Annotated in this window: 18 protein-coding genes, 2 tRNA genes and 1 rRNA gene (1 of these 21 running past the window's edge); 13 read left to right on the forward strand and 8 right to left on the reverse strand. The window is 39.7% G+C overall.

Annotated elements, in window-relative coordinates:
- Positions 1–241 (reverse strand): 16S ribosomal RNA (locus AC3KZC_RS16570) (it extends 1,301 nt beyond the left edge of the window).
- A 621-nt stretch (positions 242–862) separates the two neighbouring features.
- Here AC3KZC_RS16570 and plsB point away from each other — a divergent pair.
- Together plsB and AC3KZC_RS16580 are read left to right on the forward strand one after the other, a co-directional pair.
- Positions 863–3,292, forward strand: coding sequence for a glycerol-3-phosphate 1-O-acyltransferase PlsB (gene plsB / locus AC3KZC_RS16575; RefSeq protein ID WP_490578541.1), 2,430 nt, complete (start codon positions 863–865; stop codon positions 3,290–3,292).
- An 84-nt stretch (positions 3,293–3,376) separates the two neighbouring features.
- On the forward strand, positions 3,377–3,859 hold the full coding sequence (locus AC3KZC_RS16580; RefSeq protein ID WP_490578542.1) for a glutathione peroxidase: 483 nt from the start codon (positions 3,377–3,379) through the stop codon (positions 3,857–3,859).
- Between the two features lie 45 nt (positions 3,860–3,904).
- On the opposite strand, the gene AC3KZC_RS16585 is transcribed toward AC3KZC_RS16580, so the two are convergent.
- Positions 3,905–4,096: a PA3496 family putative envelope integrity protein gene (locus AC3KZC_RS16585; RefSeq protein WP_490578543.1), complete on the reverse strand. Its 192-nt coding sequence runs from the start codon at positions 4,094–4,096 to the stop codon at positions 3,905–3,907.
- Between the two features lie 291 nt (positions 4,097–4,387).
- On the opposite strand from AC3KZC_RS16585, the gene AC3KZC_RS16590 reads away from it, so the two are divergent.
- On the forward strand, positions 4,388–5,179 hold the full coding sequence (locus tag AC3KZC_RS16590; RefSeq protein WP_490578544.1) for a DUF2884 family protein: 792 nt from the start codon (positions 4,388–4,390) through the stop codon (positions 5,177–5,179).
- A gap of 73 nt (positions 5,180–5,252) precedes the next feature.
- On the opposite strand, the gene AC3KZC_RS16595 is transcribed toward AC3KZC_RS16590, so the two are convergent.
- Positions 5,253–6,692: an aminotransferase-like domain-containing protein gene (locus tag AC3KZC_RS16595; RefSeq protein WP_490578545.1), complete on the reverse strand. Its 1,440-nt coding sequence runs from the start codon at positions 6,690–6,692 to the stop codon at positions 5,253–5,255.
- A 103-nt stretch (positions 6,693–6,795) separates the two neighbouring features.
- Here AC3KZC_RS16595 and AC3KZC_RS16600 point away from each other — a divergent pair, with 103 nt between their 5' ends.
- The gene (locus AC3KZC_RS16600) at positions 6,796–7,752 is read left to right on the forward strand and encodes a DMT family transporter (RefSeq protein ID WP_490578546.1); all 957 of its coding nucleotides are present in this window, start codon (positions 6,796–6,798) and stop codon (positions 7,750–7,752) included.
- 37 nt (positions 7,753–7,789) lie between these two features.
- Here AC3KZC_RS16600 and AC3KZC_RS16605 read toward each other — a convergent pair whose 3' ends face one another.
- Positions 7,790–8,713 (reverse strand): diacylglycerol/lipid kinase family protein, encoded by a 924-nt coding sequence (locus AC3KZC_RS16605; protein ID WP_490578547.1) that lies wholly within the window; start codon positions 8,711–8,713, stop codon positions 7,790–7,792.
- 1,052 nt (positions 8,714–9,765) lie between these two features.
- On the opposite strand from AC3KZC_RS16605, the gene AC3KZC_RS16610 reads away from it, so the two are divergent.
- From AC3KZC_RS16610 to AC3KZC_RS16640, 7 genes are all read left to right on the forward strand, one after another.
- Positions 9,766–10,467: a carbonic anhydrase family protein gene (locus tag AC3KZC_RS16610; protein WP_490578548.1), complete on the forward strand. Its 702-nt coding sequence runs from the start codon at positions 9,766–9,768 to the stop codon at positions 10,465–10,467.
- 72 nt (positions 10,468–10,539) lie between these two features.
- A complete protein-coding gene (locus AC3KZC_RS16615; protein ID WP_490578549.1) occupies positions 10,540–12,153 on the forward strand; it encodes a sensor histidine kinase in 1,614 nt (537 codons plus the stop codon).
- A complete protein-coding gene (locus AC3KZC_RS16620) occupies positions 12,150–12,833 on the forward strand; it encodes a response regulator transcription factor (RefSeq protein ID WP_490578550.1) in 684 nt (227 codons plus the stop codon). The genes AC3KZC_RS16615 and AC3KZC_RS16620 overlap by 4 nt, the downstream gene beginning before the upstream one ends.
- A gap of 256 nt (positions 12,834–13,089) precedes the next feature.
- Positions 13,090–13,180 (forward strand) — tRNA-Ser (locus AC3KZC_RS16625).
- A gap of 20 nt (positions 13,181–13,200) precedes the next feature.
- Positions 13,201–13,293, forward strand: a tRNA-Ser gene (locus AC3KZC_RS16630).
- 209 nt (positions 13,294–13,502) lie between these two features.
- Complete coding sequence (locus AC3KZC_RS16635) at positions 13,503–14,687, forward strand: cyclic di-GMP phosphodiesterase (RefSeq protein WP_490578551.1); 1,185 nt, start codon at positions 13,503–13,505, stop codon at positions 14,685–14,687.
- A gap of 103 nt (positions 14,688–14,790) precedes the next feature.
- Positions 14,791–16,182: a M28 family peptidase gene (locus AC3KZC_RS16640; protein WP_490578552.1), complete on the forward strand. Its 1,392-nt coding sequence runs from the start codon at positions 14,791–14,793 to the stop codon at positions 16,180–16,182.
- Between the two features lie 89 nt (positions 16,183–16,271).
- Here AC3KZC_RS16640 and AC3KZC_RS16645 read toward each other — a convergent pair whose 3' ends face one another.
- The 3 genes from AC3KZC_RS16645 to AC3KZC_RS16655 all read right to left on the reverse strand — a co-directional run bounded on the left by AC3KZC_RS16645 (position 16,272) and on the right by AC3KZC_RS16655 (position 21,315).
- Positions 16,272–19,163: an insulinase family protein gene (locus AC3KZC_RS16645; RefSeq protein ID WP_490578553.1), complete on the reverse strand. Its 2,892-nt coding sequence runs from the start codon at positions 19,161–19,163 to the stop codon at positions 16,272–16,274.
- A 444-nt stretch (positions 19,164–19,607) separates the two neighbouring features.
- On the reverse strand, positions 19,608–20,087 hold the full coding sequence (locus AC3KZC_RS16650; protein WP_490578554.1) for a hypothetical protein: 480 nt from the start codon (positions 20,085–20,087) through the stop codon (positions 19,608–19,610).
- Positions 20,088–20,391: 304 nt separating this feature from the next.
- A complete protein-coding gene (locus AC3KZC_RS16655; RefSeq protein WP_490578555.1) occupies positions 20,392–21,315 on the reverse strand; it encodes a DUF808 domain-containing protein in 924 nt (307 codons plus the stop codon).
- Positions 21,316–21,599: 284 nt separating this feature from the next.
- On the opposite strand from AC3KZC_RS16655, the gene AC3KZC_RS16660 reads away from it, so the two are divergent.
- The gene (locus AC3KZC_RS16660; protein WP_490578556.1) at positions 21,600–23,633 is read left to right on the forward strand and encodes a methyl-accepting chemotaxis protein; all 2,034 of its coding nucleotides are present in this window, start codon (positions 21,600–21,602) and stop codon (positions 23,631–23,633) included.
- Between the two features lie 75 nt (positions 23,634–23,708).
- Here the strand turns inward: AC3KZC_RS16660 and AC3KZC_RS16665 are convergent, their stop codons facing one another.
- Positions 23,709–24,782, reverse strand: coding sequence for a GGDEF domain-containing protein (locus AC3KZC_RS16665; protein ID WP_490578557.1), 1,074 nt, complete (start codon positions 24,780–24,782; stop codon positions 23,709–23,711).
- Positions 24,783–25,021: 239 nt separating this feature from the next.
- Between AC3KZC_RS16665 and AC3KZC_RS16670 the strand changes: the two genes are divergently transcribed.
- The gene (locus AC3KZC_RS16670) at positions 25,022–26,191 is read left to right on the forward strand and encodes a PrnB family protein (RefSeq protein WP_490578558.1); all 1,170 of its coding nucleotides are present in this window, start codon (positions 25,022–25,024) and stop codon (positions 26,189–26,191) included.

Consider the following 26,191-nt stretch of genomic DNA (forward strand, 5'->3'; position numbering starts at 1 on the left):
CCACTTGGGCCAATCTTTAGGCGTGAGGCCCGAAGGTCCCCCACTTTGGTCCGTAGACATCATGCGGTATTAGCAGTCGTTTCCAACTGTTGTCCCCCACCTAAAGGCATGTTCCCAAGCATTACTCACCCGTCCGCCGCTCGCCACCTCAGGAGTAAACTCCCTTGTGCTGCCGCTCGACTTGCATGTGTTAGGCCTGCCGCCAGCGTTCAATCTGAGCCATGATCAAACTCTTCAATTAAAAGTTTTTAGTCTTTCGACTGCTCAATGAATTCTGATTTTTGTTTCCACAATTCTTAATAAAAAGAGAAAGTGAAATCAAATTGACTGTATAGTCACTCAGTTACATTTGAGACTCTAAATTTTTTGCTTTATTCAAAACCTAAGTTTCGAACTAAGCTGTTAGAACTCAACCTGTACGAGTGCCCACACAGATGATTGCTTAAATTGTTAAAGAACGTTGCAGCGCCAACTCTAGGAGCTTGCTGCGAAGTGGAGCGCCATGATAAACGTTTCACTTTTCAAGTCAACACTTAATTTTAAATTTCTTTCAAAACCAAACTAAGTTTTATCTAACTCTGTGAGTCGACTCTTGCCTCGCTAAGCGTTGCTGTCTGCCGTCTCAGTGGGGTCGCATTATAGGGGGATCCTTTTTTTGATCAAGCTTTTTTTATCAAAAACAACACGAAAGAACAATAAGTGTTCGAAGTGTTGTTTTTTAGAGCTGTTGGGTTAGATTTTACCGTGTTTAAGGCTAATTTTACGCTTTAGGTTTTGCTTCTATTAATTGATATGCGAACATATTGGAATGGTCTGTCCAGTTTCGTTGCTGGATTTTAAATTTAAGTATGATGGTGAATGTATGGATATTGTGAATTTGTTAGTGAAAGGATTAGCACAGCTAGCGAATAAGCTAATTGTTAAAACTAAATTATTACCCGATGATCCGGTAAAACAGTTTAACCTTAATCCAAACGCTCCTACCTTTTATATAAGTAGGCTAAATTCTGCCGCCGATTTAGCAGCATTGACTGCAATCTGTAAACAACTAGGGTTGCCAAATCCCAATGGGTCAGAACACCTATTATCTGATATAAAAGTAGATAGATACCTTTGCTTACAAAATCCAACGCCATTATTCAGTAATGAAGCCTCACCCACTGATGCATTAAAGCAAGGGGAGATTTTATTTCAAGCCCTTCAACTAGACCCAAGTTTAAATATTCAAATTATACCTGTGACAATCTTGTGGGGTCGAAATCCGGGAAAAGAAAAAGCCGGACTTGGTACATTACTTTCTCACTCTCTGACTCCTAGCTGGTTACGAAAAATATTTGTTGTACTGTTTTCTGGACGCGGCAACCTGATCCGCTTTAGTCAACCGCTCGAACTTGCTCCTTTGCTTAACCGCAAAACAAAACGACAAGATTTACCTCATGCATTATTAAGAGTTGCACGCTTTCATTTTAAGCGACAAAAATTAGCTGCTACAGGGCCTAAACTACCATCGCGGGATCATTTGTTTCAAAGCCTACTTGCAACACCACACGTTAAAAAAGCAATTATTGATGAAGCTAAATCAAAAAACATCAGCGAATTAGAAGCAAAGAAAATTGCTCTTAAATTATTAAGTGAAATTGCAGCGAATTATAATGATGCCATGATTAGCATAGGGGATCGCATTTTAACTTGGCTTTGGACTAAGCTTTATAATGGCATAGAAGTTAATTATACCGATAAAATTCATGAGCTAGCTCATAAAGGACATGAAATTATCTATGTCCCTTGCCATCGTAGCCACATGGACTACCTACTACTCACTTATGTTATTTATCATCAGGGATTGGTGCCACCTCATATCGCAGCAGGCGTTAATTTAAACTTTTGGCCTGCAGGGCCTATTTTTAGACGCTCTGGTGCTTTTTTTATCCGCAGAACATTTCAAGGTAATAAACTTTATTCAACTATTTTTAGGGAGTATTTGTCGCAACTTTTTATCAAAGGTTATTCAATTAAATTTTACACTGAGGGTGGTAGAAGCAGAACTGGAAGACTACTTCCACCTAAAACAGGTATGTTAGCTATGACTATACAAGCCATGCTGCGGGATATTGAAAGACCTGTTTCTGTTGTGCCAGTTTATATTGGCTATGAACATGTAATGGAAGTAAATACCTACCTTAAGGAGCTAGCTGGTAGCGCAAAAGCCAAAGAGTCAATGTTCGGTATCATTAAAACGATTAAAAATTTAAAAAACTATGGCCATGGTTATGTTAACTTTGGTGAGCCAATTAATCTCAATCAATATCTAAATCAACACCAACCCGATTGGCGTGAGAATATCGACTGCACCCAAGTACAAAAGCCGCAGTGGCTCAATAGCCAAGTTGCGACCATTTCAAATCAAATAATGACACACATCAACTCAGCAGCAGCACTTAATAGCGTTAATTTACTTGCCATTATTTTGCTTCAAAGTGAACAAAAAGCACTTCCCCAAAACCAAGTGATTGCCCAGCTAAACTTTTATATGCAATTATTTAATCAAGCCAAGTACAGCAATACTATTTCTATGCCTAACAAAACAGCGCAAGAGCTTATTAATCATGCCTTAACATTGGGAAAATTCAATTTGGTCGATGATATTATTGCAATAAATAGCAAAGAAATAATTTTGCTTAATTACTATCGCAATAACGTTATACATTTGTTCGCAGTGCCAAGCTTGCTTGCACTACATATTCTTAGAACTCGTACCACAAACATCGATGATTGCATCAAGAAAGTAAAAATCCTACACCCTTTATTTGCCGCAGAATGGTTTATGAGCACTCTTGATGAACACTATATAAAAGAGGTGATAACCTCTTTTGAAGATCAAAGTTTAATAAGCTTAACAGGCGATCAGATTAATATTAGCCAATCGAGTAGCAGTTATTTTATGCTCGATTTACTTGGCCGAGTATTAGATTGCACACTACAACGCTATGCTGTGGTCATAGGCCTGCTAACCGAACAACATAAAATGGATAAAAGTGATTTAGAATCATCGAGCCACGCATTAGCTGCTCGTTTGAGTAAACTTCATGGTATTAATACACCTGAGTTTTACGATCAAAAAGTATTAACTGGTTTAATTGCTGGTTTAAAAGAGCTAAATCTTGTTGAGCTTAATGAACAAAATCAATTAATAAGTACAGAACGCCTACAGCATAGCTCTACTATAATTAACTCCTTATTAAAGCCCTCTGTGCTTCTATCAATTCAAAATCAACTTTCTGGACACCATTAAACGCTTTAGTATCTCGCTCTACAAACAGCTACTTTGTAGAGCAATACCGTACTAACAATGGCACTAAATAATAAAGGGTAGAAAATGGTTCCGTTTTATCAATTTGAAGCAATTAGCTTGCAAGGAAAACCTATCTCACTGGCAGACTATCAAGGGAAAGTTATATTAGTCGTCAATACAGCAAGCCAATGTAAACTGACGCCCCAATTTAAGGGGCTCGAAATGCTATACCAGCAATATCAATCCGATGGGCTGGTGATCTTAGGGTTTCCATGCAACCAATTTCGACAACAAGAACCTGGTAATGCACAGGAAATTAATGAGGTGTGCCAATTAAATTATGGCGTCACATTTCCAATGTTCGATAAAGTAAGGGTAAATGGCAAGCATAGCTCACCCATTTATCAATATTTAAAGCAGGAGCTACCAGGTTTTTTTGGGAGCTTTATCAAATGGAACTTTACTAAATTTTTAATTGGTCGAGATGGATTACCCATCAAACGATACGCACCAATATCGACACCTAAAAGTATTGAGCAAGATATTGTTAACGCTTTAAAAACGTAAATTACCCGCATTAAAAAAGGGCTCAACTGAGCCCTTTTTTATGAATTAGTCTTCTAAGTAACTGTCGAAGTCATCATCTCCGATATTCTTACGCAAACGTTTTTGCTCTAAGTAATCTTCAATTTTACGTTTCACTTTTCTTTTCTGATTGTCATTTTGGGCCTTTCCACCTGGCTCAAAACTATCATCACTTTCTAAAGAATCATCGAAATCGTCATATGAATACGTCTTACCCACACCTATCTCCAAAAACAGGATTATATACAGTTAGTTCTAGATTGAATAAATAGCCGCAAATGCGATTATTGCAAAGAGAAATATTTTTATCGTATTGACAAGATAATTAAATCAAACTTATTTAAATAGTCAAAATAACTATTTTTTCGTCAAAACCTTTATTTTTAGAGATATTCAAAATCATCAATAAAATTTAAATGTTTGATTTTAAACAACTAAAATACTGGCATTCAACTTGTAATAGATATATCAACGCAACATAACAATATCTATACAACGGGATTAGTTAGTATGAAATCAATTATTTTATTAAGCTCAGTTTTACTTGCCACTCCAGCGATAGCGCATTCAGATGCTCACAAAATTTCATTTTCTTCAGATTCATGTAATGTAGAACTAAAACAAACGCTCAGGATCACACCTGAGTATCTTGAAATCGAAAATAGCCAACATCAAATAATGCTCATTGATAATAAAGGCCATCTTACTTTAAATGGGCAACAAATCTCAGTTTCAAACAAACAACAAACCATGCTCACCGACTATGCCAATGGCTTAAGAGTCCAAATGCCTCAAGTAGCGGAGATAGCATTAGAAGGTGTCAAAATAGCAGGCGTAGCGATTGACGAAATCAGCCAAGCGTTTGGATTAAAACATATGGAAGGTATGACAAACCTGATGGACGAAGTGAGCGTTCAAATTAACGATAGCTTTTATCAAGATGGCATTTTTGTTATCGACCAAGCACAGTTTGATACCATAGGCGATAACTTTGGTGAAGAGTTTGACCAAAAAATCGATAAAGCTATGGAAGAAGCCGTGATGAATTCAGTGGGAAGTCTTTTAATCTCACTTGGCTCAGAATTAATTGGTGCGGGTGGCAATATGGGAGAGTTTGAAAACCGCATGGAAAGAATGGCAGAGCAAATTGAGCAAAAAGTTGAAGTTCAGGCTAACGTACTTGAAAAGAAAGCGGATGCATTATGTGGTTCAATTGAGCAGCTAGCTCAAGTAGAACATCAATTACAACAAAGTTTACCTGAACTTAAAAATTACGATTTGTTTGTGGCGAATCACAAATAAATCAAGCCTTGTCAGTCATCAGCAAGCAGAATACCAGCCGCAATGCGGCTGTTGTTTTTTTATAAAATAAATACTAGCGACGATTTTTGAGTAGAGTCCCTAATTGCGCGATTGCTTGCTCGATTTCAAGTGTCCAGATTACGCCATAACTCATACGTAAACAGCGCTGGTATTTATCACTCGCCGAAAAAATACTCCCTGGAGTAATACTAATATTGTGCTCTAACGCCTCATGAAATAACCGCGTGGCATCATAACCTACTGGTAACTCAACCCAGATCACACAACCACCTTGCGGATCACTAATGCAAGTCTCGATTGGAAAGTGACGTTGGATCTGATGGATCATCCGCTCTTTATTTGACCGTAAGGTCTGGCGCAAACGTACTAAATTACGATCGTAGTCTCCACTTGCTAGAAACTCTGATAATGTCCATTGATTGAGTAACGGCGCCGAACAACTCAGAGCACGCTTTAATCTGAGCGCTTGCTTTGCAAAACGACCGGCTATCATCCAACCAACGCGATAACTAGGTGCAGCTGTTTTTGAAAAAGATGAACAGGTAATAACTAGCCCTTTTTGACTATAATATTGTGCCGGTTTTGCTCTTTGCTCAGTAAAATGCAAGTCGCCATAAACATCATCTTCAATTAATACCACCTCATGGGACTCTAATAATGCAACTAAAGCGGCGCGATTAGACTCGGGCATAAATGACCCGACGGGGTTATTGACCGATGTTGAAAAGACGCCTGCCACAATTTTATGTTGCTCAAGCGCTTTGGCTAAATCGTCTAACCAAATTCCCTGCTCACTACAAATTGGAATTTCAAGCGCCTTTAAACCTAAGCTTTCAATTAACTCAATAATGCCAAAATACGTTGGCGACTCGATTGCAATCACATCCCCAGGCTTTGCTACACATTGCAACGCAATCGCTAAAGCCTCCTGTGCACCATTAGTAATTATGAGTTCATCAAAGTTAACGCCAATACCAAAATCCAAATAACGGTAAATCAATTGTTTTTTCAACGGCGCAAACCCATCCATTGATCCATAGTTAATTGCAGCTTGGCCTGACATACTCATGACTCGGCGCATTGTTCGGCTAAGGGCTTTTATCGTAGGACTGGCAGCGATTGGATTTGCAATACCAAATGGCACAACACCCGGTCGATGAATAGCGTCATATACTTGTTCTATTAAGGATTGTTTTTGCACTGCCACAGGCTGATTCAACATTCGCCGCCGTTTTGGTTTAGCCGCTAATGAATCCATCGCTTTTAAAAAATAGCCCGATTTAGATTTCGCCTCTATCAAACCTTGACGCTCAAGCTCTAAATAAGCTTGTTTTATAGTTGGTACACTCACCGCTAAATTTGCAGCCATGACACGTAATGAAGGTAACTTTTGCCCGGCGTGCAACGTACCTTGTTGTTTCATGTGGCGAATGAGCTGTGCAACTTGTTGATATAAAAAATCAGTTTGATGACGATCGACAATAATAGACATAAGCTAAATCTGTGTAGGTTACATTTATAAATATCTGTACATGTTAACTATACAGAAAAACTTTAAACTGCCAACCATCCCTTGATTACGCAATCGAATTACCATGAAGAATATATTGTTATATCTCAGCACTGTCCTTATTTGGGGCTCAACTTGGCTCGCTATCGAATTTCAACTCGGTGAAGTTGCAGTAGAAGTCTCACTCTTTTATCGCTTTGCTTTAGCCGCTTTACTTATGTGGCTTTTTTGCCTTATCAAAGAGCTACCAATGCAATATGGTATAACGCAGCATGCTTTTTTTGTCTTACTGGCCTTTTTTAACTTTGGCGCTAACTACTTAATTTTATATTGGGCGCAGAATTATTTAACCTCAGCCATGACATCTATCGCTTTTTCAATGCTGTTATTAATGAACATAATTAATACACGGATCTTTTTTGGTAAACCGATTGCAGCTCGCATCTATCTTGGTGCAATGATGGGGGTGATTGGGATCATCGTCTTATTTTGGCACGATCTAAGCGATCTGAGCTTGTCGAATGAAGCGATTATCGGCTTATTACTCTCACTTGGGGGAACTTTAGCTGCATCATTTGGCAACATGATCAGTGTACGTAATTCAAAAGCAAACATTGGTGTATTACAAGGTAACGCATGGGGCATGTTATACAGTAGTATTTTATTGTTTATTTACAGCGTATTAAGCCAAGCAGAATTTACTATCTCAACCTCAACAAGCTACTGGGCTTCACTGGTTTATTTATCAGTATTTGGCACAGTTATCGCTTTTGCTTGTTACTTTGCGCTACTTAAGAATATCGGCCCAGAAAGAGCAAGTTATGTCATTGTCCTTTTCCCGCTTGTGGCTGTGGTACTCAGTACTTATTTTGAAGGATTCATTTGGGATTCCAACACTATTATAGGCTTTACTTGTGTATTAATAGGTAATGCCATTGTATTAACACCGACAGCAAAACTTAAAATGCTGTTCAACTTATCCCCAGTCAAAGAAACGTTAAAGGCAGAACCTGAGCTTGTAGCGTCTCGCTCTGCCCAATAACATTAACTGACTCAACCAAAGGGCTACGGCCCTTTTTTCATGGTACTTTTATTAAAATTGCATTGGGTACTAGCTTCATTGTAGTTGGCGTCAACCCAACATATTCGCCATCCGCTTCAATGGGTAAACCTACGCTGAGCACACTCATTTCTTTTATAGCCATTTGTTTAACCACTTTAGGGCTTAATGGCATCGCAAACGTCATTCGAATCAATTGCACCAATTTAACCAGTAGCGAGCAATCCCTGATCATTACACATTCCAGCGCACCGTCAGCAATATTGGCATTTGGCGCCACCTTCATTCCACCACCAAAATAACGACCATTCGCAAATAGCGTCATAAAATGCTGATAGCGATATTGCTCAGATCCATGTTGGAGTTCGATTGATTGAGGTTGATAATTCAATAAATGCTTTAACGTTAAACCAAGGTAAGCCAATTTAGCCCAGTAGCGCCGTTTTTGCTTATCAACTGAATGAGCTACAACATATCCATCAAAACCAACACCTGCAACATTAATAAAATAGCGATTTCCTACCTTACCTAAATCATAAAATTGCTGCTGTTGAGAAAATACAGCTTGCTTTAGTTGCGCCATCGACCAACCTAAAGAGCGTGCAAAATCATTACCCGTCCCGCAGGGCAATAATGCAATTGGTGTGAGTTGATGTGCCATGCAATTAACCACCAGATGCAAGGTGCCATCTCCACCTAACACCATGACTTGTTGATAATATTGTAAATTTTCCGCAAAAAAGCGTTCATTTTCAACGACATTACTCGAGGTGTAATACAACTGATATTGAATATTTTTATTGGTCAGTTCATTTAACAACCATGCCATTAGATGCTTTTTAAGCACGTTTTGAAAAGGATTAGATACAATTAAAAAAGATAAGCGCTGCACGATGATTAGATTTCTTAACTTAAAAAGTAATAAGGCAATATTTTCCAGCATACCCTCACGCACAGAAAAACCCAGTGATTTTGGCTTTAAAACAGCATTTTATGCACTTTCAAAGCAAAAAGCAGACTTTTATGCACAAAAAACCAGTAACTATTCAGAACTTTAAAGAATCAATTTCAGATTAGTTTTTTTAATCTTTAAAAAGTAATTTATCTCATTAGTCAAAAGCCACAATTGAGTGCAAAATAGCCACCAAGTTAACCAATTAAGACGAGAAAAGTAATGACACCCAATACATTAAACAGCCAAGATCAAGGTATTAAACAAGTAACAAAAACGTTAGGGAAACGCGCAAGATTAATATCTAAATTAAACAGTTATGGTAGCAAGCTAGGTTTATCAAACGCAGTAAGATACAAATAATCAAACTGTAATTTTGTTACTTTTCTTGATGATGTTCATTTTTATTAAATAGATAACCCATCAGCGCAATGCTATTAATGTGTTATTTTAAAAAATGAACATCTCATTATTTTTTTTAACCCAAAAAACCTTTCATTATTTCATTTAAAGACGCGCCGCAGCACCAAATCTCATTTCTCTTTAAATTCACTCATCAGCCATACTCAATCAATATTTTTTACTAACCTCAGTTCTGAACAAGAGATTTAGCAACGTGTTGAATTAAAAATAAATTTCTACATCATTCATCTCTAACCTCAGATTTTAGGACTAACAAGGTAGATGTGATCGTCAATAGTTCACCTATTACACGTCCATGCTGTACTGCTAACACTGTAAGTAGCGTCTAAGATAGATTGATTAACCAGTATTACGCTTAATTAACACCTGATACGTACACCATATTGCATAAAATAACTAAAAGACCTTTAAGTTAAATTTACTTACCCATTAAACAAATTTAATCATTTCAACAAGCTGTCTTTAGTGCTCGTCTATATAATTTGTTGGCGTTCCTGTATTACCCCTCATTGGTTTTTTGAGGTGTTTACACTAATTAATTTTCTTTGAGGGGTATTTTCAGGGGACAGGAACGCACTTAATTCTTATCAATACAATTGCACAACAACGGGGAACACACCATGTCTTTAAATAAACTTGTTTTAGCAGCAAGCTTAGGTTTGGGCTTAAGCCTTTTACCTATTACTAGCTTCGCATCTGTACCTGCACAAACTGCGGTATCACAAAGCGCCATTACTCCAGACCAAGCTTTAAAAATGCTGATCGATGGCAACAAACGTTTTGTAGACGGCAAAATGGTTGAGCGTGATTTAAATAAACAAGTTTCGGCAACTGGTGCTGGTCAATATCCGTATGCCACTATTATTGGTTGTATTGATTCTCGTGTACCACACGAGTTAGTGTTTGATGCTGGTATCGGTGACATTTTCTCAGCTCGTATTGCTGGAAACTTCGTTAACACTGATATTTTAGGCAGCGTAGAATTTGCAACAGCAGTTGCAGGTTCAAAGCTAATTGTTGTTCTAGGCCACACTGAGTGTGGCGCTGTTAAAGGTGCTTGTGACAATGTTGAGCTTGGTAACTTAACACATACACTAAGCAATATTGCACCAGCAATTTACGCAACAACTGATATTCCAGGTGTACGTACTTCTAAAAACAAAGAGTTTGTACAAGCCGTTGCTGATAAAAACGTTGAATTAACTGTACAAAATATCTTAGATCGTAGCCCAGTGATTGCAGATTTAGTGAAACAAGGTAAAGTAAAAGTCGTCGGCGCGATGCACGATGTTGCTACAGGCAAAGTTACTTTCACTAAATAATACTTGCCCATCAACTCGTTACTGCGCCAAATTGCACTAATGCAGTAACGAGTTTTTTATTTTTGTGCGGAAATGAGCTTGAAGCCAGCAACCTCTCTTTATCATAGTAGTCGCCTCACCCATAAGCTGTTGTTAGCTTTTTTTGTGATCTTTTTATTTACCAGCCTGATAGCTTGGTTGTATTTCGACAGCTCAGAGCGCTACAGTCGACACGCAAAACAATCCGACTTAACTCACGAAGTACTCACTCACTATTCAGAAATAGCCAAGCTTAGCTTGGAAAAGCTCATCGCCATGGGTGAAATCGTACGTACAGGTCAAGTGCAAACCCCCCAACTGCGTGAAGAAAACGAACATCAATTACGTGCTGCACTGTTCAATGTTCGAGATAACTTGCTTAAAAAAATCACCTTTAGCAAACAGATTGATGCAAACAAAGAACTTGCGGTACTCGATAGCATTAGCCAAAAAGTAGAGCAAATCATTACCACAAATAACGAAATCAAGCTATTAGTGGCGCAAAACAAACTACCTGAAGCGAATCAACTCTTTAGCTTACTGCAAAAACAAGGGGTCGATACCGAGTTTAATCAACTCATTGGCAATGCCGTTAGCCAAGAACAAGCACAGGCACAGGACATTCGTAACAACGTTAATACTCTTTACCACTGGAGTAACCGAGTGCTTGCAGCCGCTTTAGGTGCAATGAGCTTATTTACCTTAATGACATTTTGGTATTTTTGGCGCCGCATAAACTCCGCCACCAAACAATTACACGCAGCTACCAGTCAATACAGTGAAGGTAACTTAGCACATCGCATCGCTCCGCTTAGTGATTTTGAATTTCAGTATCTCGGTACAGCCCTCAATGGCATGGCCGGTCAACTCGCAACACAACAAGCCGAACTCAATGAAGCGAAACGATCTTTAGAACAAAAAGTAGCCCAGCGTACCGAAGCGCTCGAGCGTTCAAACCAAAAGTTAGCGCAAGTTGACCACCAACGCCGCCAATTTTTAGCTGATATTAGTCATGAACTACGCACACCACTGACAATTATTCGCGGTGAGTCTGAAGTATTACTACGCAGCAAATCCGCCCAGCCTTCTGATTACAAAGAAGTATTACAACGTGTCGTTGATGAAGTTCAGCATACTACAGCATTAATAGAAGATTTAATGTTGGTTGCTCGCTCAAGCGCAGGCCAACTAAAACTGAGCTACCATCAATTTGATTTAAAAAACTTGCTCAGTGAAATGCAGCAAATTTATCAACGTAAAGCCCGTGATCAACAAAAAACGATTATCCTCAACTTGACCAATCAAGATGCAATTATCGATGCAGATGAGCGCCGTTTACGTCAAGTTATGATGATTTTACTTGAGAATGCCCTAGCATATTCACCCAGCCAAACACAAACTGAAATTCAATTGATCATGCGAGAAGAACTCATCGTGATTAAAGTGATTGATCAAGGCATGGGCATTCCAGAAAACGAGCAACAACAAGTATTTGAACGTTTTTATCGTGGCAACCGTGGCCAAACACCAGGTTCAGGGTTAGGATTACCTGTAGCAAAAGCAATCATTGATGGCCATGGCGGTCACATAACATTGCAACCTAATCCAACTGGTTTAGGCTGTACCGCAACCGTATTACTGCCCATTTTAGGTACCGAGACAACATGAGAATATTATTAGTTGAAGATGACGACCGCGTTGCGAGTTTTTTAGAACGAGGCTTACGCGCTGAAGGTTACTTTATTGTTCGTGCGTGTGATGGTAAAGAAGGCTTAGAACTCGCTCAAGAAGGCGATTTCCAATTAATTCTATTAGATATCATGCTCCCTAGCTTAAATGGCTTAGAAGTATGCCAAGCATTACGCATCAAAAAAAATCTGGTGCCAATTATTATGCTAACCGCAATGGATGAATCACAAGACATCATCAAAGGTTTGCGTTTAGGCGCTGACGATTATGTAACTAAACCATTTGCCTACGACGAATTACTTGCACGCATTGAAGCCGTAACACGTCGCACACCCAATGAAATCAAAAATACCAATATTCTAGAATTTGGCCCACTGTGCTTTGACCGCAGCAGTTACATTGTCAGCCTTGATGGTGAAGAAATTTCTCTCACTGTCAAAGAGATGGCCATTCTTGAATTACTGATGACCAATACAGGAAAATACCTTAGTCGCGAACGTATTTTAAGCAATGTTTGGGGCATGGAAATGGATCCAATGACGAATGTTGTTGATGTATATATTGGCAAACTACGCAAAAAGCTCACCATTGAAAGTAAAGGTGAGAGTATGATAGAAACCAAACGAGGCATTGGCTATCGCCTTAATTTAGTTGAATAATTTCTACACTAAATCATTAAAATTAAAAACCAGTAACTACAATAATCGTGGTGCTGGTTTTTTCGTTTTTAATCAAAAATGCTTTTAACCTCATACATCCCCCCTTCGTTCAAGCCTGATTTACTCAATAAAAATGAGTAAAAACATTCATTTCAATAAAAATTAAAAATAAATCATGTTTTTTGCACAAAGAATAAGCAAACAAACCTATTTACTATTTACATGCCCATAGAGGATAAGTATTATCTTCACCCACGGAGAGATGGCAGAGTGGTCGATTGCACCGGTCTTGAAAACCGGCATAGGTTTGTAGCCTATCTAGGGTTCAAATCCCTATCTCTCCGCCATATTTTACAGATTAAACGCCGGAGAGGTGGCCGAGTGGCCGAAGGCGCTCCCCTGCTAAGGGAGTATAGGGTTTGTAGCCCTATCGAGGGTTCGAATCCCTCCTTCTCCGCCATTTAATAAAAAAGCTCAGTTGCAACGCATCTGAGCTTTTTTGTTTTTAAGCCCTTTATTTTTCATATTACCCACCTTCACACGCACAATTTTTTTCTAAATTGATTAATTAGCTTTCTTGAACTTGAATTAAGCATAACTACGACATACCGCAACGCTTTTATTGCAACGGCGGTATATATTTAAAATTACTGAGACTCCACCATTAATATGCTGCAAGAAATCAAAGTAAATGAGCTCATAATTGGCCATTTTGTTATGAAAATAATGCAGCAAAATGCTAACTACCAATTAGCCAAACCAACTCACATAAAAAACCTCAATGCAATCAAACAACTTAAAGCCAAAGGTGTTACCTCTGTTTTGATTGATCCAGATAAAACACTTCATCAAACCGTACTTCCTGTGCCTATTTCAAATCAAACACAAACCCGCTCTCCCTCAAAACAACTAATTGAAGAAGATGTACGCCGCGCCAAAGCCGTGTTTGATGAGTCCAAAGCAATTTCTGCCAAAGTATTTAACGACTTACTCAGCGGCCGTGAGCTCGATTTAAAACCCGTTGTAGATATCACCAATACTGTCATTGCCGAAATATTTAAAAATTCTAGTGCACTTGCTTGTGTTATAAACATTCGCGCAAAAGATCAATATTTACTAGAACACTCAGTATCAGTTTCTGTCTTAATTAGCATTTTTGCGCGTTATCTCGATCTTGACCCAGAAATAACCCATCAATTGGCTATCGGTGGTTTTTTACATGACATAGGTAAAATAAAAATACCTGATGCCATATTAAATAAACCTGGCAAGTTAACTGATGATGAGTTTGAGATCATGAAAACACATGTTAATCATTCAATTACCGCCATTGCTGCAACGGCAAATATTCCCGCGCTGAGTTTAGAGGTTGCTGCGCAGCATCACGAAAAGCTCGATGGCCAAGGCTACCCATTTAAACTCAGCAGCAATGACATTTCTTTCCATGGGCGCATGATTGCTATTTGCGACATTTTTGATGCACTCACTGCAAACCGAGTCTACAAAGAGGGGTTTTGCCATATCAAATCATTTAGCATTTTACGAAATCTGGCCAAGCTCAATCACCTTGATGGCGAACTAGTTGATCAATTTATTAAATGTATGGGTGTCTACCCCATTGGCTCTTTAGTTGAGCTTCACTCTCACAAACTGGCGATGATAGAAGGCCACAACGATAACAGCCCAACAAAACCAATAGTTAAAACATTTTATGATGTTGACCAAAAAGGTTATCAACCCGCAATATCTATCGATTTATCAAACGATGAAGACTACATCGTAAAAGGGGTGCGGCCTGATGATTTTAATTTAGACATGAGCCACATCGTCGAATTTTTACTCAACCAAGGTTAATGTTTAATATCAAGCGATGAAAGGGTTCACCTCAATCTCTTTGCGTTGATTTGCCGAAAATGATTAAATGTTGGCCTTTGTTCACAGCTAGATACCTGATCTTATGAAAAAACTTTTCACTTTTGCTGTAATGGCAACCTTTAGCCTGCATTTGCAGGCCGCTGCACCACTATTCACACCGCAACAATTAGAGCACGTTGCCACGATTCGCAATCAAGCAATGCAAAGCCCGTTAGCGTTTGAGCTTTTAACCTCGTTAACCACTGAGATAGGCCCTCGCTACCCAGGCACCGAAAATGACAAGCTAGCAGTAAAATGGGCACAAGAAAAACTCACCAGTTTAGGATTTGATAAAGTATGGCTAGAGCCTGCGCATTTTCCTGATTGGCGTCGTTATAGTGAATCAGGCAGCATCCTCACTCCGAGCCACCAACCAATTCACTTAACAGCACTTGGCAACAGCATTAGCACACCTAAAGATGGTATTACTGCTGATGTCATTAAATTTGAAACCCTAGAAGAGCTCACTGCAGCTCCAGCTGAAATTGCCAAAGGTAAAATAGTCTTTATTAATTACCGCATGAATCGTGATATTGACGGTAATGGCTATGGACCGGCGGTACAAGCGCGTAATTCTGGCGCGGTAGAAGCAGCTAAAAAAGGCGCTATTGGCTACATGATGCGCTCTGTAAGCACCAGCCATCATCGCTTTGCACATACTGGTGGCAGCCACTACAAAGAAGGGATCACCAAAATCCCAACCGTTGCCATTGCCAACCCTGATGCAGACCAAGTGGCGCGCTTAATTGATTTAGGTAAAACAGTCAGCGTTAATATTAATATTCAAGCTGAAGATCGCGGCCAAGGAAGTGGTTTTAACGTTATCGGCCAATTTAATGGCACTGACACGCCAGAGCAATATGTCTTAATTGGCGGGCATTTAGATTCTTGGGATTTAGGCACCGGCGCGCTCGATGATGGTGCTGGCGTTGCACTTTCAATGGCTGCAGCGAAATTTGTCAGCAATGTGAAACGCCCAAAACGCAGTATTCGAGTGGTATTATTTGCAGCCGAGGAGCTAGGTTTATGGGGTGCAAAAGATTATGCTACAGCCCATAAGGCAGACTTAACAAACATTGTCGCTGCTGCAGAGTCTGACTTTGGTGCTGATGTAGTTTATGCGTTTGAATCAAATGTATCCGCTCAATCCCTGCCAATTGTAAGAGAAATCGCCAAGCAACTGGAGCCGCTTAATATTGAGTATATAGGAAAAAATAAAGCCGGTGGAGGCCCTGATCTGATCCCACTTAAAGGCGCTGCATCTATTCCGGTTTTTGACTTACACCAAGATGGCACCGATTATTTCGATTATCATCACACAGCCGATGATACGCTTGATAAAGTTGACCCCGCTAAGTTGCAACAAAACGCTGCTGCTTATGCCGTATTTGCTTTTATGGCAGCTGATGCGCCCTTTGCCATGACAGGTAAATAGCTCTTATTGTTAAAACAAAAAAACCAGCTCGCGCTGGTTTTTTATGTGTGTCATCAGGTGAACAAGCTAAAGTCTCACCCTACTAACTCTTACATCAAGATACTGCGCGTATCACCACTGGCAAAACAGCCATTGGCTCGGCAGATAGCTGCGTCGCTTAAGCTTTGTTGATAGTCATCTTCATCACGATGCACTTCACCAAAACTACGCACTACAAAAGGGTGAATGTCTTGCACTGCATGCTTAAAAAATGGCAATAAGTCTTGCACTTTAAGCTGCTCAACCGCCGCCATTAATTGATTATCGCTATCAAAAGTAAGTACATGACTATTAATTTCAGCCCAATAATGCGCAGTCCGTTCATTTAGGTTTTTATCTTTAGTCGCTAAATCTTTTAATAAACCATCTTTGTAATCTGCAAACTGCGCCGCTGTTAACACAGAGAGCTGCGCCTCAAAATCCACAAAAAACTGCTCGATACGACGTGTTAACTCAACCGGCCCAACTTTGGGTGATTGAATTAAAAAATACAAGCCCGACAACTCTCCAATGCTCGTGCTACGCCCCGCAACTATATAACCTAATTGCTGCTCAGTTCGGATCGCTTTAAAAAACGGCGCATTAATCACGCTACCTAACATCGCATACAATGCCCTAGTACGTAATGATTTATCCGGATTAACATAGCTCATAATCAATGCGGAATCATCATGATTAATGTCAAGCTCACGAATTAACGCTCGACCACTACTATTTACCCTTACTTCTTTTGCTGGTCGCGAGAAAGCAGCTGAATCTGTCATATTCAGCTCATACAAGGTCTGCGCTAAACGCTCTGACTCATGACGCTGGATATTACCGTGAGCTAACACTTCAATGTCAATCTGCTTATGAAAATCAAGAATATACTGCTCAAGGCCTTCAATAGTCACCGCTTTTAAGGCTTCAGCTAACTGTTCAGGTGCAAACACCTTATTACGTTGAATTTCACCTAAAACAGATAAGCCTTGCGAATAAGGTCGGTTAAATTTGGTGTTACCCCAAGCGCGAATAAGGCGGTTTTTATGTAATTCAAATGCCGCAGCCGCAATTGTTAAATGACGCACTCGATGATTAAGGGTGAGTAATAAATCAACCTGTTTTTCATCAAAACCATTGGCACCAAAACCCATACCTTGATTTGTTGACCACAAATTATAATTAAGCCCCGCTTGCTTTGCCGGATAACCAAACTCAGTCAAACTGTCTTTTAATAATGCATTATATAAAAAGTTTTTAGCTCGCGAGCCCGCATCTTTGCCCGCCATTGGCGAATAAATTTGTACATTAATTGATGCTTTTGGCACCAAAAATTCAGTATCTTGTTTATGCCACAACTTAAAACCCGCTCGTTCAAACACCACTTCGGGTAACGGTTTTACGTCAACGTGTTCTTTTAAGGTTAAATTGGTGGCTATAAAAGGGTTCGCTTTAGGAAGGGCAAAGGCTTTTTTTACCGTATCAGCCTGATACAGCGCCAACTGCTGCTCTGTAAGCGGCGCAATAGCATAGGGCGTATGATACTCAGCTTGCACCTTGTTGGTTGCTAAACCTTTAGCAACTATAACCTGGCGCATATTTTGTGGTGTTAAATAAGCAAGATACCTTTTAACTAAATCGACAGAAAAATCTTCGTAAATGAAATCTGAATTTAATACATATTGAGGCGCATAATAATGTAATTGTGAGGCAATGCGTCTAGCCGTATTAGCCGATGAATATTTCTCTTGAAAGTCAAAGTTCGTTTTTGCAATCGCACGCAGTTCATCAAAATATAATGGTTTTAAGCCTTGCTCAGCAATCAGCCTTAAATATGAAAACATAGCTTGTGTCACAGTATCGTATTGCGCCAAGCCCGCTTCGGTCAGTGTCATTGCGACCGTAAATTGCTCAAAGTCATCAGGCCCATAATAATAGCTATTGAGCGATTCAATTAAGCCTTGCTGCTTTAAATAACTATATAAACTGCCCACGCCTTCATTTGCTAACAGGTCACTAATGAGCGTCAATGGCTTCTCTTTAAAATACTGCTGAGATGTCGGCACAGGGAAATACAATGTGAGCGTACGGGTATCTTTCATCGGCTCAATGTGTATTTTCACCCCAAGTTGTTCGGGTAAAAAAGGCCGCTCTATGGCCGGAGTGGACACTGAACCATTCGTAGGAACTTGCATAAACTGAGCACGCACCAACGCTTCAAGTGTATCGAGTTCTTCTTTGGCAACCACACTGAGCGCCATACGACTGGCTGAATAATATTGTTCGTATTGATTTTTTAAATCATCTATCAACAAACTCCCCTTACGATCCGCAAGGGTGGCTAAATTACCCACAGAGAATTGGCTCGCTGGATGCGCTTGGTTTGAGGTTTCTTTTAACACCTCACGAATCCGACGCGCATCGTCTTTTATCTTCATGGTGTACTCAGAGTTCACCGCATTTTTTTCGCGTTCAACATATTGAGGGTCAAATGTAGGAGCAATAAAAAACTGCGCAAAACGGTCTAACGCCTGCTCAAATGCATCTTCATTCACTTCAAAATAATAATTGGTATGCTCTTGACCCGTACCCGCATTAGACCACCCCCCATTTTCTTTCAAAAACTCATTATATTCGCCCACTTTTGGGTATTTTTCAGTCCCAAGAAACAGCATGTGTTCAAGAAAATGCGATAGCCCTTCACGGCCTTTAGGATCGGCCATATGACCGATGTGAACATCTAACGATGCAGCAGCTTTATCTGCTTTTAAATCTGATACTAATACAACTTTTAATCCATTTTCTAATTGTAAGTAGCGATATTGACGCTCGTCATTTTGGCTTTTAATTATTTTCTTTGAGGTTGGAGGTGTATTGATAGGAAGAGAGCTGCAACCCACTAACGAAGTCCCTAGGGTTGTAGCAACAATCGCAGCGACTACATTTAACTTATTATGCTCCATTAATACCTCTCTTAAGTGGCCAAAACACGATTTATGCCAGCTAAAAATAGGGAATTAAAAACAAGTTAAAAATAACGTAGGCTATAACAACAAAATAGTCACAAGGATAAATAAAAATAATATCCAATGTATTCACGCACTTAAACTCGTTTTGTAATAAAACCCAGTTCGAGCCTCATAATAAACCAGCCGAGCATATTAACACGTTGGTGATAATTTGTCCCATAGAAGAATGAATGTTATTTAATCCCCAACATTGGACAACACTCTCAATAACGCATTGAATTTAAAGTGAATTATCAAATAATTCATCTCTAGCCAGATATTTTAAATACTAACAAAGCGGACGGGGTGTTAATAGCAGTTCTATTACAAGTAAATCCAACACTGTTAGCATTAAAATTCGCTGCCTGAGGTAGATTTATTGTCCAATATTAAAGTGATTTAATGTCCCAAATCATCTAAACAGGCATGACACAGCTTTAAAAAGTCTTGAAGGTTGTTTTTAGCCCAAAGCTGTTGTTTGTAATCACTTTCTGCAGACAAAAAACCAAGAAAATCACCATAACCATGCTGGCTAAATTTATTTATGTACTCTTTAAAAGCATCTTGGGTTGTGTGATTCCCAAGTGTCGCCTCTTTTATGACATGCTCTGCAGCTTCAAAAATGATCGTTGTAAAACGCAAAGACTGTATTTCTGGTGAACCTCCGCTCTGTAATCGCGTAAATCGCTCTTTTTGAGCCAAAAAATCAGCACGCGCAAAATCGTATAATAGCTGAGATAATTCACGCCCTTCTTTGTTAGCCACCTCAGCACGCCTGCGATACAGCATTAACTCCTTACGGTAGTTTTCGCCTCTAAAATACAAAAAAGCCATTAAAAAAAGCGCAACTGCAGCAATACCCAATAATGTCATACTCATAACAACCCTACCTAAGTAATCTGAACTCTGGATAATAAATCTATCTCCAGTGGCTATTTTCAACAATAACTACGTTGAGTTTACTTGCAATAAACCAGCTATTGACGCGTAAACTCGCCTTGTTATCCCTGTAAATCTCTGACTGGAGAGTTTCTGGGTTTTTATATAAATCAAATCAATACGTTACTAAATCCCTAACCAGAATTCAGGTTAAGTAGATAAAAATAAGCTAATGATTAAACCTAGCCTTAATTACTGCGCTTGTCATATTCCTCGGTTTGTTAGAGCATCGGCAAAAATACAATCAAGTCGCGGTACGAGTTACAGCTTTTCGGATAACGGCCGCACAATAAATAACGCCAACCACGACCAGACCCGCTAAAAAGCCAAAAAGACCATTAAATAATGCGGGAATCATCCATGCCAACCACGTCACAATATAGGGTAAGAGTAAGGCTGATACCTGCCCTTCTAAAACAGCAATAAAGTGCAGACCATGGCTCAAAATACCACCGCCAACCATAAACATAGCGAGCGTGCCTACAATCGAAAGCGTTTTCATTAAATAAGGAGCGCAATTAACCAACCCCGCACCTAATATCGCTGCAATACTTTTTGGTTTGTTGTGAGTTAAAAGATAGAGCCCCGCATCATCAATCTTCACAATTAACGCCACAATACCATATACCCCGACTGTCATTACGAGTGCGATAATACTGAGCACTGTAAATTGCGAAAACAAACTCGCTCCTGCAACTGTGCCTAGCGAAATAACAATAATCTCAGCCGATAGAATAAAATCTGTTCGAATTGCCCCTGAAATTTTTTGTTTTTCGTATTCGCTAGCGCTTTGAGGCTCTGCGCAATTATCACGTGGATTTTCCTGTGCGGGCGCCAAATAACTTTCGGCAAATTTATGTGCACCTTCATAACATAAAAATAACCCACCAATCATCAGCATGGGCACAATGAGCATGGGTAAAAACGCGCTGATCAGTAATGCTGCTGGTACTAAAATAATTTTATTAAACAAAGAGCCTTTGGCAACGGCCCACACGACTGGTAATTCACGATCAGCCGTCACGCCTGAAACCTGTTGCGCATTAAGCGCCAAATCGTCACCCAATACACCCGCTGTTTTTTTTGCCGCAACTTTACTCATTGCAGCAATATCATCAAGCAAGGTCGCAATATCATCAATTAATGTAAATAAGCTAGCACCAGCCATAAAAATCCCTTTTAAGTTATTGGTTTTATTTAAGCGCTAACATACACAATGCGCTATCGTTGAGCTAGTGCTATGACTCGTGATTTAAAGATGAACGAACATCAATCTCACTTGCCACTTTAGCCAATTAAAGCATTCAGTTTTAGTGCCGATAAAATTGACACTGATTTAATTCTGCTAAAGTTATACACACTAAAATGTAATTTAAAATTGAGTTTTTACTCAAATCACCCTTATTATTAATGCTTAAAATGCACTATTAACAATAATATAAAGAAGCTAGCATGTTCAAAATTGAATTAACAATCAGACAAAAAATCATCCTTGGATTTAGCACATTAACAGTGCTACTGATTGCTGCCAGTTGCTTTTTTTACTTATCCTTAAGCCAAATTGCCCAAGCAAATAATAAAGTCAAAACCATAGCGACACCGATCCAAGAACACAGTCGCACTTTACAAATTCAATTATTAAAAATGGTTAAATTAGGAGCACTGGCCTACACCCAAACCACTCAAGCAGCGATTAATCAAAGTCAAAAAAACTTTGCCAACTTAAAAAACGACTATCAAAAAACCACCGATGAACTCAACGATAAAGTTGCTGACCAACCACTCATGCGTCAAACCTTGCTTGAAACCCAAACCAGTTATCAAGCATATTTAGCCACCACGACACACATGTTTGATGCCGAACTTGCAGCCATTAGTGCTGAACAACGCTTTAATGACCTTGCGATGCAAGTTGAGCAATGGCGCAATAGTGCCAGCATGGCCATGCTTGATTTAGAAACGCTTAATGCCAATGGGCAAGACCGCTTACTCGAGGAAGTGATTGGAACTGGAGTACGTATTGATGACCTACTATTCACTTTAGCAAGTAGTCTCAAAGGCCTAGCTCAAATTAGCCAACTTGATGCAGTAGATGCGCACCATGGAGATATGCAGTTTTTAGTCGGTAATATTCGTACTAATTTTGAATATTTAATTCGCCAAGCTGTCGATTTACCAGCGGGTGAGTTAATTGCACGCTTTGATGCTGATTTAAAACAACTTTACTCTGCGCTCGATACGCCCGCAGCCCTGCACCAACTTCAGCGCGCAAAGTTAGAACAAAAAAATCTGGCGCAACAAGCCTATTTTGCTGCCGAAGAACACTTTAATCAAAGCTACCTTGGTTTGGATAAACTCAATCAACAGGCCAACGTGCGCTTTGATAACTTACAGCTCGGTGCACAAAACGCGATAACTCGCGGTGAAACTCTCGCGATTACTATCGCATTTGTGTGCATAATCTTAGCTAGCTTTATTGCTTACTTTACCGCTAAAGCGATGCTTGGGCCGTTAAGATTAGTCAATCGAGCCTTAGCCAACATTGCTGCTGGTGACTTAACTCAACGCTTTAAACAGCGCAGTAATGATGAGTTTGGCCACTTAATTGCCAACATAAATAAATTGTCAGATGATCTCACGCAATTATTACAAGTGATCGAAAAAAATGCGCTCACACTCAATCAATCGGCGCAAGAATCTCGCGATCAAAGCTTAGAAATTTCACATGCTGCAAAATCGCAAATTACCCGTGTGGCCAGTGCCAAAACACTGGCTGAAAAAATCTATCACAGCTCTGAAATGGTGTATAACGAAGCAAATAGCAGCGCCGAGCATGTCTCTGCAGCATCAAAATCAAGCCATGAAATTCGCAGCATTGCTAACAACAATCTTGAGCGCATCAATTCCCTCTCTGAGCGCCTAAATATTGCAGTCAACACCATGACACGCCTCACAAAGCACAGCCGCGATATTGGCAGTATTTTAGACACCATAGGCAGCATTGCCGAACAAACAAATTTACTGGCACTTAATGCGGCAATTGAAGCAGCCCGAGCAGGTGATCACGGCCGAGGATTTGCCGTTGTTGCTGATGAAGTTCGCTCTTTAGCCGCGCGCACCCAAGCAAGTACCGCCGAAATTCATGCCATGATTTCAAACCTCCAGCAAGAAACAAAAGCCGCAGAAACCGCGATAGAACAAGGTCAACAAGCAGCTAATTTATGTGTCGAACAAAGTAATGAATTAAGCCATGCAATTGCACAGATAGAATCGGCGCTCAATACCATTGATAAAATGAGCGAAAGCATTACAGCAGCATCTAAGCACCAAGTAGACTTTAGTGTCGAGATAAGTGACACCATGCAAATAACCGAGCAAGCGGCACAAGGAAACGCCGAACAAGCCCTTTTGATGACACACAGCAGCAGCGAAGTGAGCAAGCTAGCAGACTCTCTTTCATCATCAGTGAAACGCTTTAAATTGTAATTTAACCTTTGTTTTGTAAAGACACTTTTAAGAGTAACAAAGGGGATTTTCTGGTCAATTATTAACCAGACACTGCTAGCCTTGAACCTGATTTCGCCCTTGCTCTTTGGCGAGATAAAGCTTGCTGTCAGCAGCCATAATTGCACTATTTAATTGCGTCGCGGATGCCGCCTCTGCCACACCAAAACTCACGGTTAAATCGATATAAACTTGTTTTAAATTATCAAATTGATGAAAAGGGCTACTTTGACACTCCGCCCTCACTTTTTCAGCAACACAAATCCCATCACACAGGGCTGTTCGAGGCAATAACATCAAAAACTCTTCTCCGCCGATACGCGCGACCACGTCAAGCCCACGTAGATTTGATTTGAGCAAATTGGCAACATGCTTGAGCACGTGGTCTCCGGTATCGTGACCATAAGTGTCATTGACTCGCTTAAAAAAATCGATATCAGCCATCACCACAACCATAGGAAAGTAATGTTCTGGCTCACGATGTGCATTGACAAAAAATACTGAATCTAAAAAACGGCGATTAGGTAACAGAGTAAGCGGATCTGTATTGGCTTGCTTTTGACGCTGATAATTAATATTTGATAGCTCCTGATGACTGCGATACCGTAAGTACTCAGTTACAAAAGCTAGAAAAATAGTCACTAAATACGAGGCGATAAAACGTGACTTCTCTTCAATTCTATAGTCGGCCAAAATCAAATCTGGCTGATAGAGTAAATATAAAATTGCGGAGAATATGAATAAGTTAGCTACGAGCCCTTTTCGGTAATCAAATAAAATAAAATACACCAACGGAAAAGGGTAAAGCCAATAGAGCGCGGTATTTTCATGGCCACCACTGAATACCAACCCCATCATTAGCGCTGCAACACCCAACCCATTGATGTAGCATGATAAGCGAAAATAAGAGTGAAAATGCGAAATAACTGCATTACTCAACACCACCACAGAACTTAATAATAAAATACATGTGAGGAGAGAATCTTGGCTGGCAACATGCTGCAGATAAAACAAAAATAAAATGCCGCCGCCAATGTAACTCGAAAAATACAATACTAACTTTTGTCTTTTTATCTCAATATCTTGCGATGATTGCAGATCTATAAAATTTGACCACCAATCCGATTTCATTCGGCACTACTCTCAACAATCAATAAAACGCACGATGCAATAACAATTACAAAGACAATAAAGAAAAATATTAACTCAAAATACTACGCGCAACACGCAATATTTAACGAAATTTATACATAAGATATTCAAAAAAACGAGTAACTATTAATAGCGACCTTTCTCTGATAGGTGATTTAAGGTGAAATAATTCCTCTCTGCTATGATGGTTATGATTAAAATAACAATAGTAACCACCTATGACTGATAACGTTAATCAATTTGATTATTGGATCCGCCATGAATTTGTTGACCTCAACACCGCCCTTGAGGACATTTACTGGCAACAAGAAGACAAAACTTTAATCGCACCAAGCGCTAAACCACTGCTAGAACAACTTGAGCACCAAGGTAAAGAATTGATTGTCCAACTATTGGCCGAAGGCAATACTGACCAAGGCTTTGACCATGCATTTGATTTACTAGGTAATGTTGGCTTATATATGGCCGCTTGCCGGCGCCATGAAATTACTGAACCTAGCCGTGAAACTCACTCACCTCTGCAACAAGCAAGCGCGCTGGCAATGCACATTGGTGCATCTCTTGGAGTCATTCCTCGCTTTAGCACTGCACATCTTACAACGCACAACAAAGCTATTAATGGGGTATATAAGCGCTTCACAACCTTAGCAGACGAAAAAACCTTTATTGATTTTAATACCAAAGGCATTTTAGCGTATAAGCAAGCGGCTGATTCATTACTGCGAATTATGCCTTTAGGTTTATCGCACCCTGCGACTGCCGAGTTGTTAAAATCTGCGATAGTCGCCTTGCAAAATGTACATAACCATAACGAACAGCTATTTAATGCGCTTGATACAGAGCGATTTTTTTACTGCGTACGACCTTATTACAAACCCCATCGGGTAGGCAGTTTAATTTACCGAGGAGCCAATGCAGGTGACTTTGCAGGCATAAATGTCATCGATTTACTCACTGGGTTATGTGCTGGTAATGACCCGAGTTATTCACAAATATTAGTCGACAAATTTTTATACATGATGCCCGAAGATCAGGCCATCTTGCGTGACTGCATGCGCCAACCCAATATGCTTGATCAATTTCTTGCTTTGAGTGCAGAGCAACATCAACCTTGGTATCAAGAGCACCTTGCACTCTTTTTAACGCTTTGCCACTGGCATGGACTCACCGCTATTCAGCATCACAATCAATTAGTTGAAAAATATATTTGCCAACCTGCAACACAACTAAAACCAGCACAAATGGCCGCATTAACAGCGAGTGGCCCACCACTGCAAGTGTTACTAAATAGCTTAACAAAGTTGCGTGATCGCCGTGCTGGCGCTCAGCGAGATGATATTTCGACACGTTTTAACGATTTAGAAAAATTAAAAGCAATACTAAGGTAG

The sequence above is a fragment of the Pseudoalteromonas sp. J2K-J031 genome (assembly GCF_058197095.2).

Coding starts and splice junctions, on each gene's coding strand:
- plsB (WP_490578541.1), top strand. CDS start 863: ATGGATATTGTGAATTTGTTAGTGAAAGGATTAGCACAGCTAGCGAAT.
- AC3KZC_RS16580 (WP_490578542.1), top strand. CDS start 3,377: ATGGTTCCGTTTTATCAATTTGAAGCAATTAGCTTGCAAGGAAAACCT.
- AC3KZC_RS16590 (WP_490578544.1), top strand. CDS start 4,388: ATGAAATCAATTATTTTATTAAGCTCAGTTTTACTTGCCACTCCAGCG.
- AC3KZC_RS16595 (WP_490578545.1), bottom strand. CDS start 6,692: ATGTCTATTATTGTCGATCGTCATCAAACTGATTTTTTATATCAACAA.
- AC3KZC_RS16600 (WP_490578546.1), top strand. CDS start 6,796: ATGAAGAATATATTGTTATATCTCAGCACTGTCCTTATTTGGGGCTCA.
- AC3KZC_RS16605 (WP_490578547.1), bottom strand. CDS start 8,713: ATGCTGGAAAATATTGCCTTATTACTTTTTAAGTTAAGAAATCTAATC.
- AC3KZC_RS16610 (WP_490578548.1), top strand. CDS start 9,766: ATGTCTTTAAATAAACTTGTTTTAGCAGCAAGCTTAGGTTTGGGCTTA.
- AC3KZC_RS16615 (WP_490578549.1), top strand. CDS start 10,540: ATGAGCTTGAAGCCAGCAACCTCTCTTTATCATAGTAGTCGCCTCACC.
- AC3KZC_RS16620 (WP_490578550.1), top strand. CDS start 12,150: ATGAGAATATTATTAGTTGAAGATGACGACCGCGTTGCGAGTTTTTTA.
- AC3KZC_RS16635 (WP_490578551.1), top strand. CDS start 13,503: ATGCTGCAAGAAATCAAAGTAAATGAGCTCATAATTGGCCATTTTGTT.
- AC3KZC_RS16640 (WP_490578552.1), top strand. CDS start 14,791: ATGAAAAAACTTTTCACTTTTGCTGTAATGGCAACCTTTAGCCTGCAT.
- AC3KZC_RS16645 (WP_490578553.1), bottom strand. CDS start 19,163: ATGGAGCATAATAAGTTAAATGTAGTCGCTGCGATTGTTGCTACAACC.
- AC3KZC_RS16650 (WP_490578554.1), bottom strand. CDS start 20,087: ATGAGTATGACATTATTGGGTATTGCTGCAGTTGCGCTTTTTTTAATG.
- AC3KZC_RS16655 (WP_490578555.1), bottom strand. CDS start 21,315: ATGGCTGGTGCTAGCTTATTTACATTAATTGATGATATTGCGACCTTG.
- AC3KZC_RS16660 (WP_490578556.1), top strand. CDS start 21,600: ATGTTCAAAATTGAATTAACAATCAGACAAAAAATCATCCTTGGATTT.
- AC3KZC_RS16665 (WP_490578557.1), bottom strand. CDS start 24,782: ATGAAATCGGATTGGTGGTCAAATTTTATAGATCTGCAATCATCGCAA.
- AC3KZC_RS16670 (WP_490578558.1), top strand. CDS start 25,022: ATGACTGATAACGTTAATCAATTTGATTATTGGATCCGCCATGAATTT.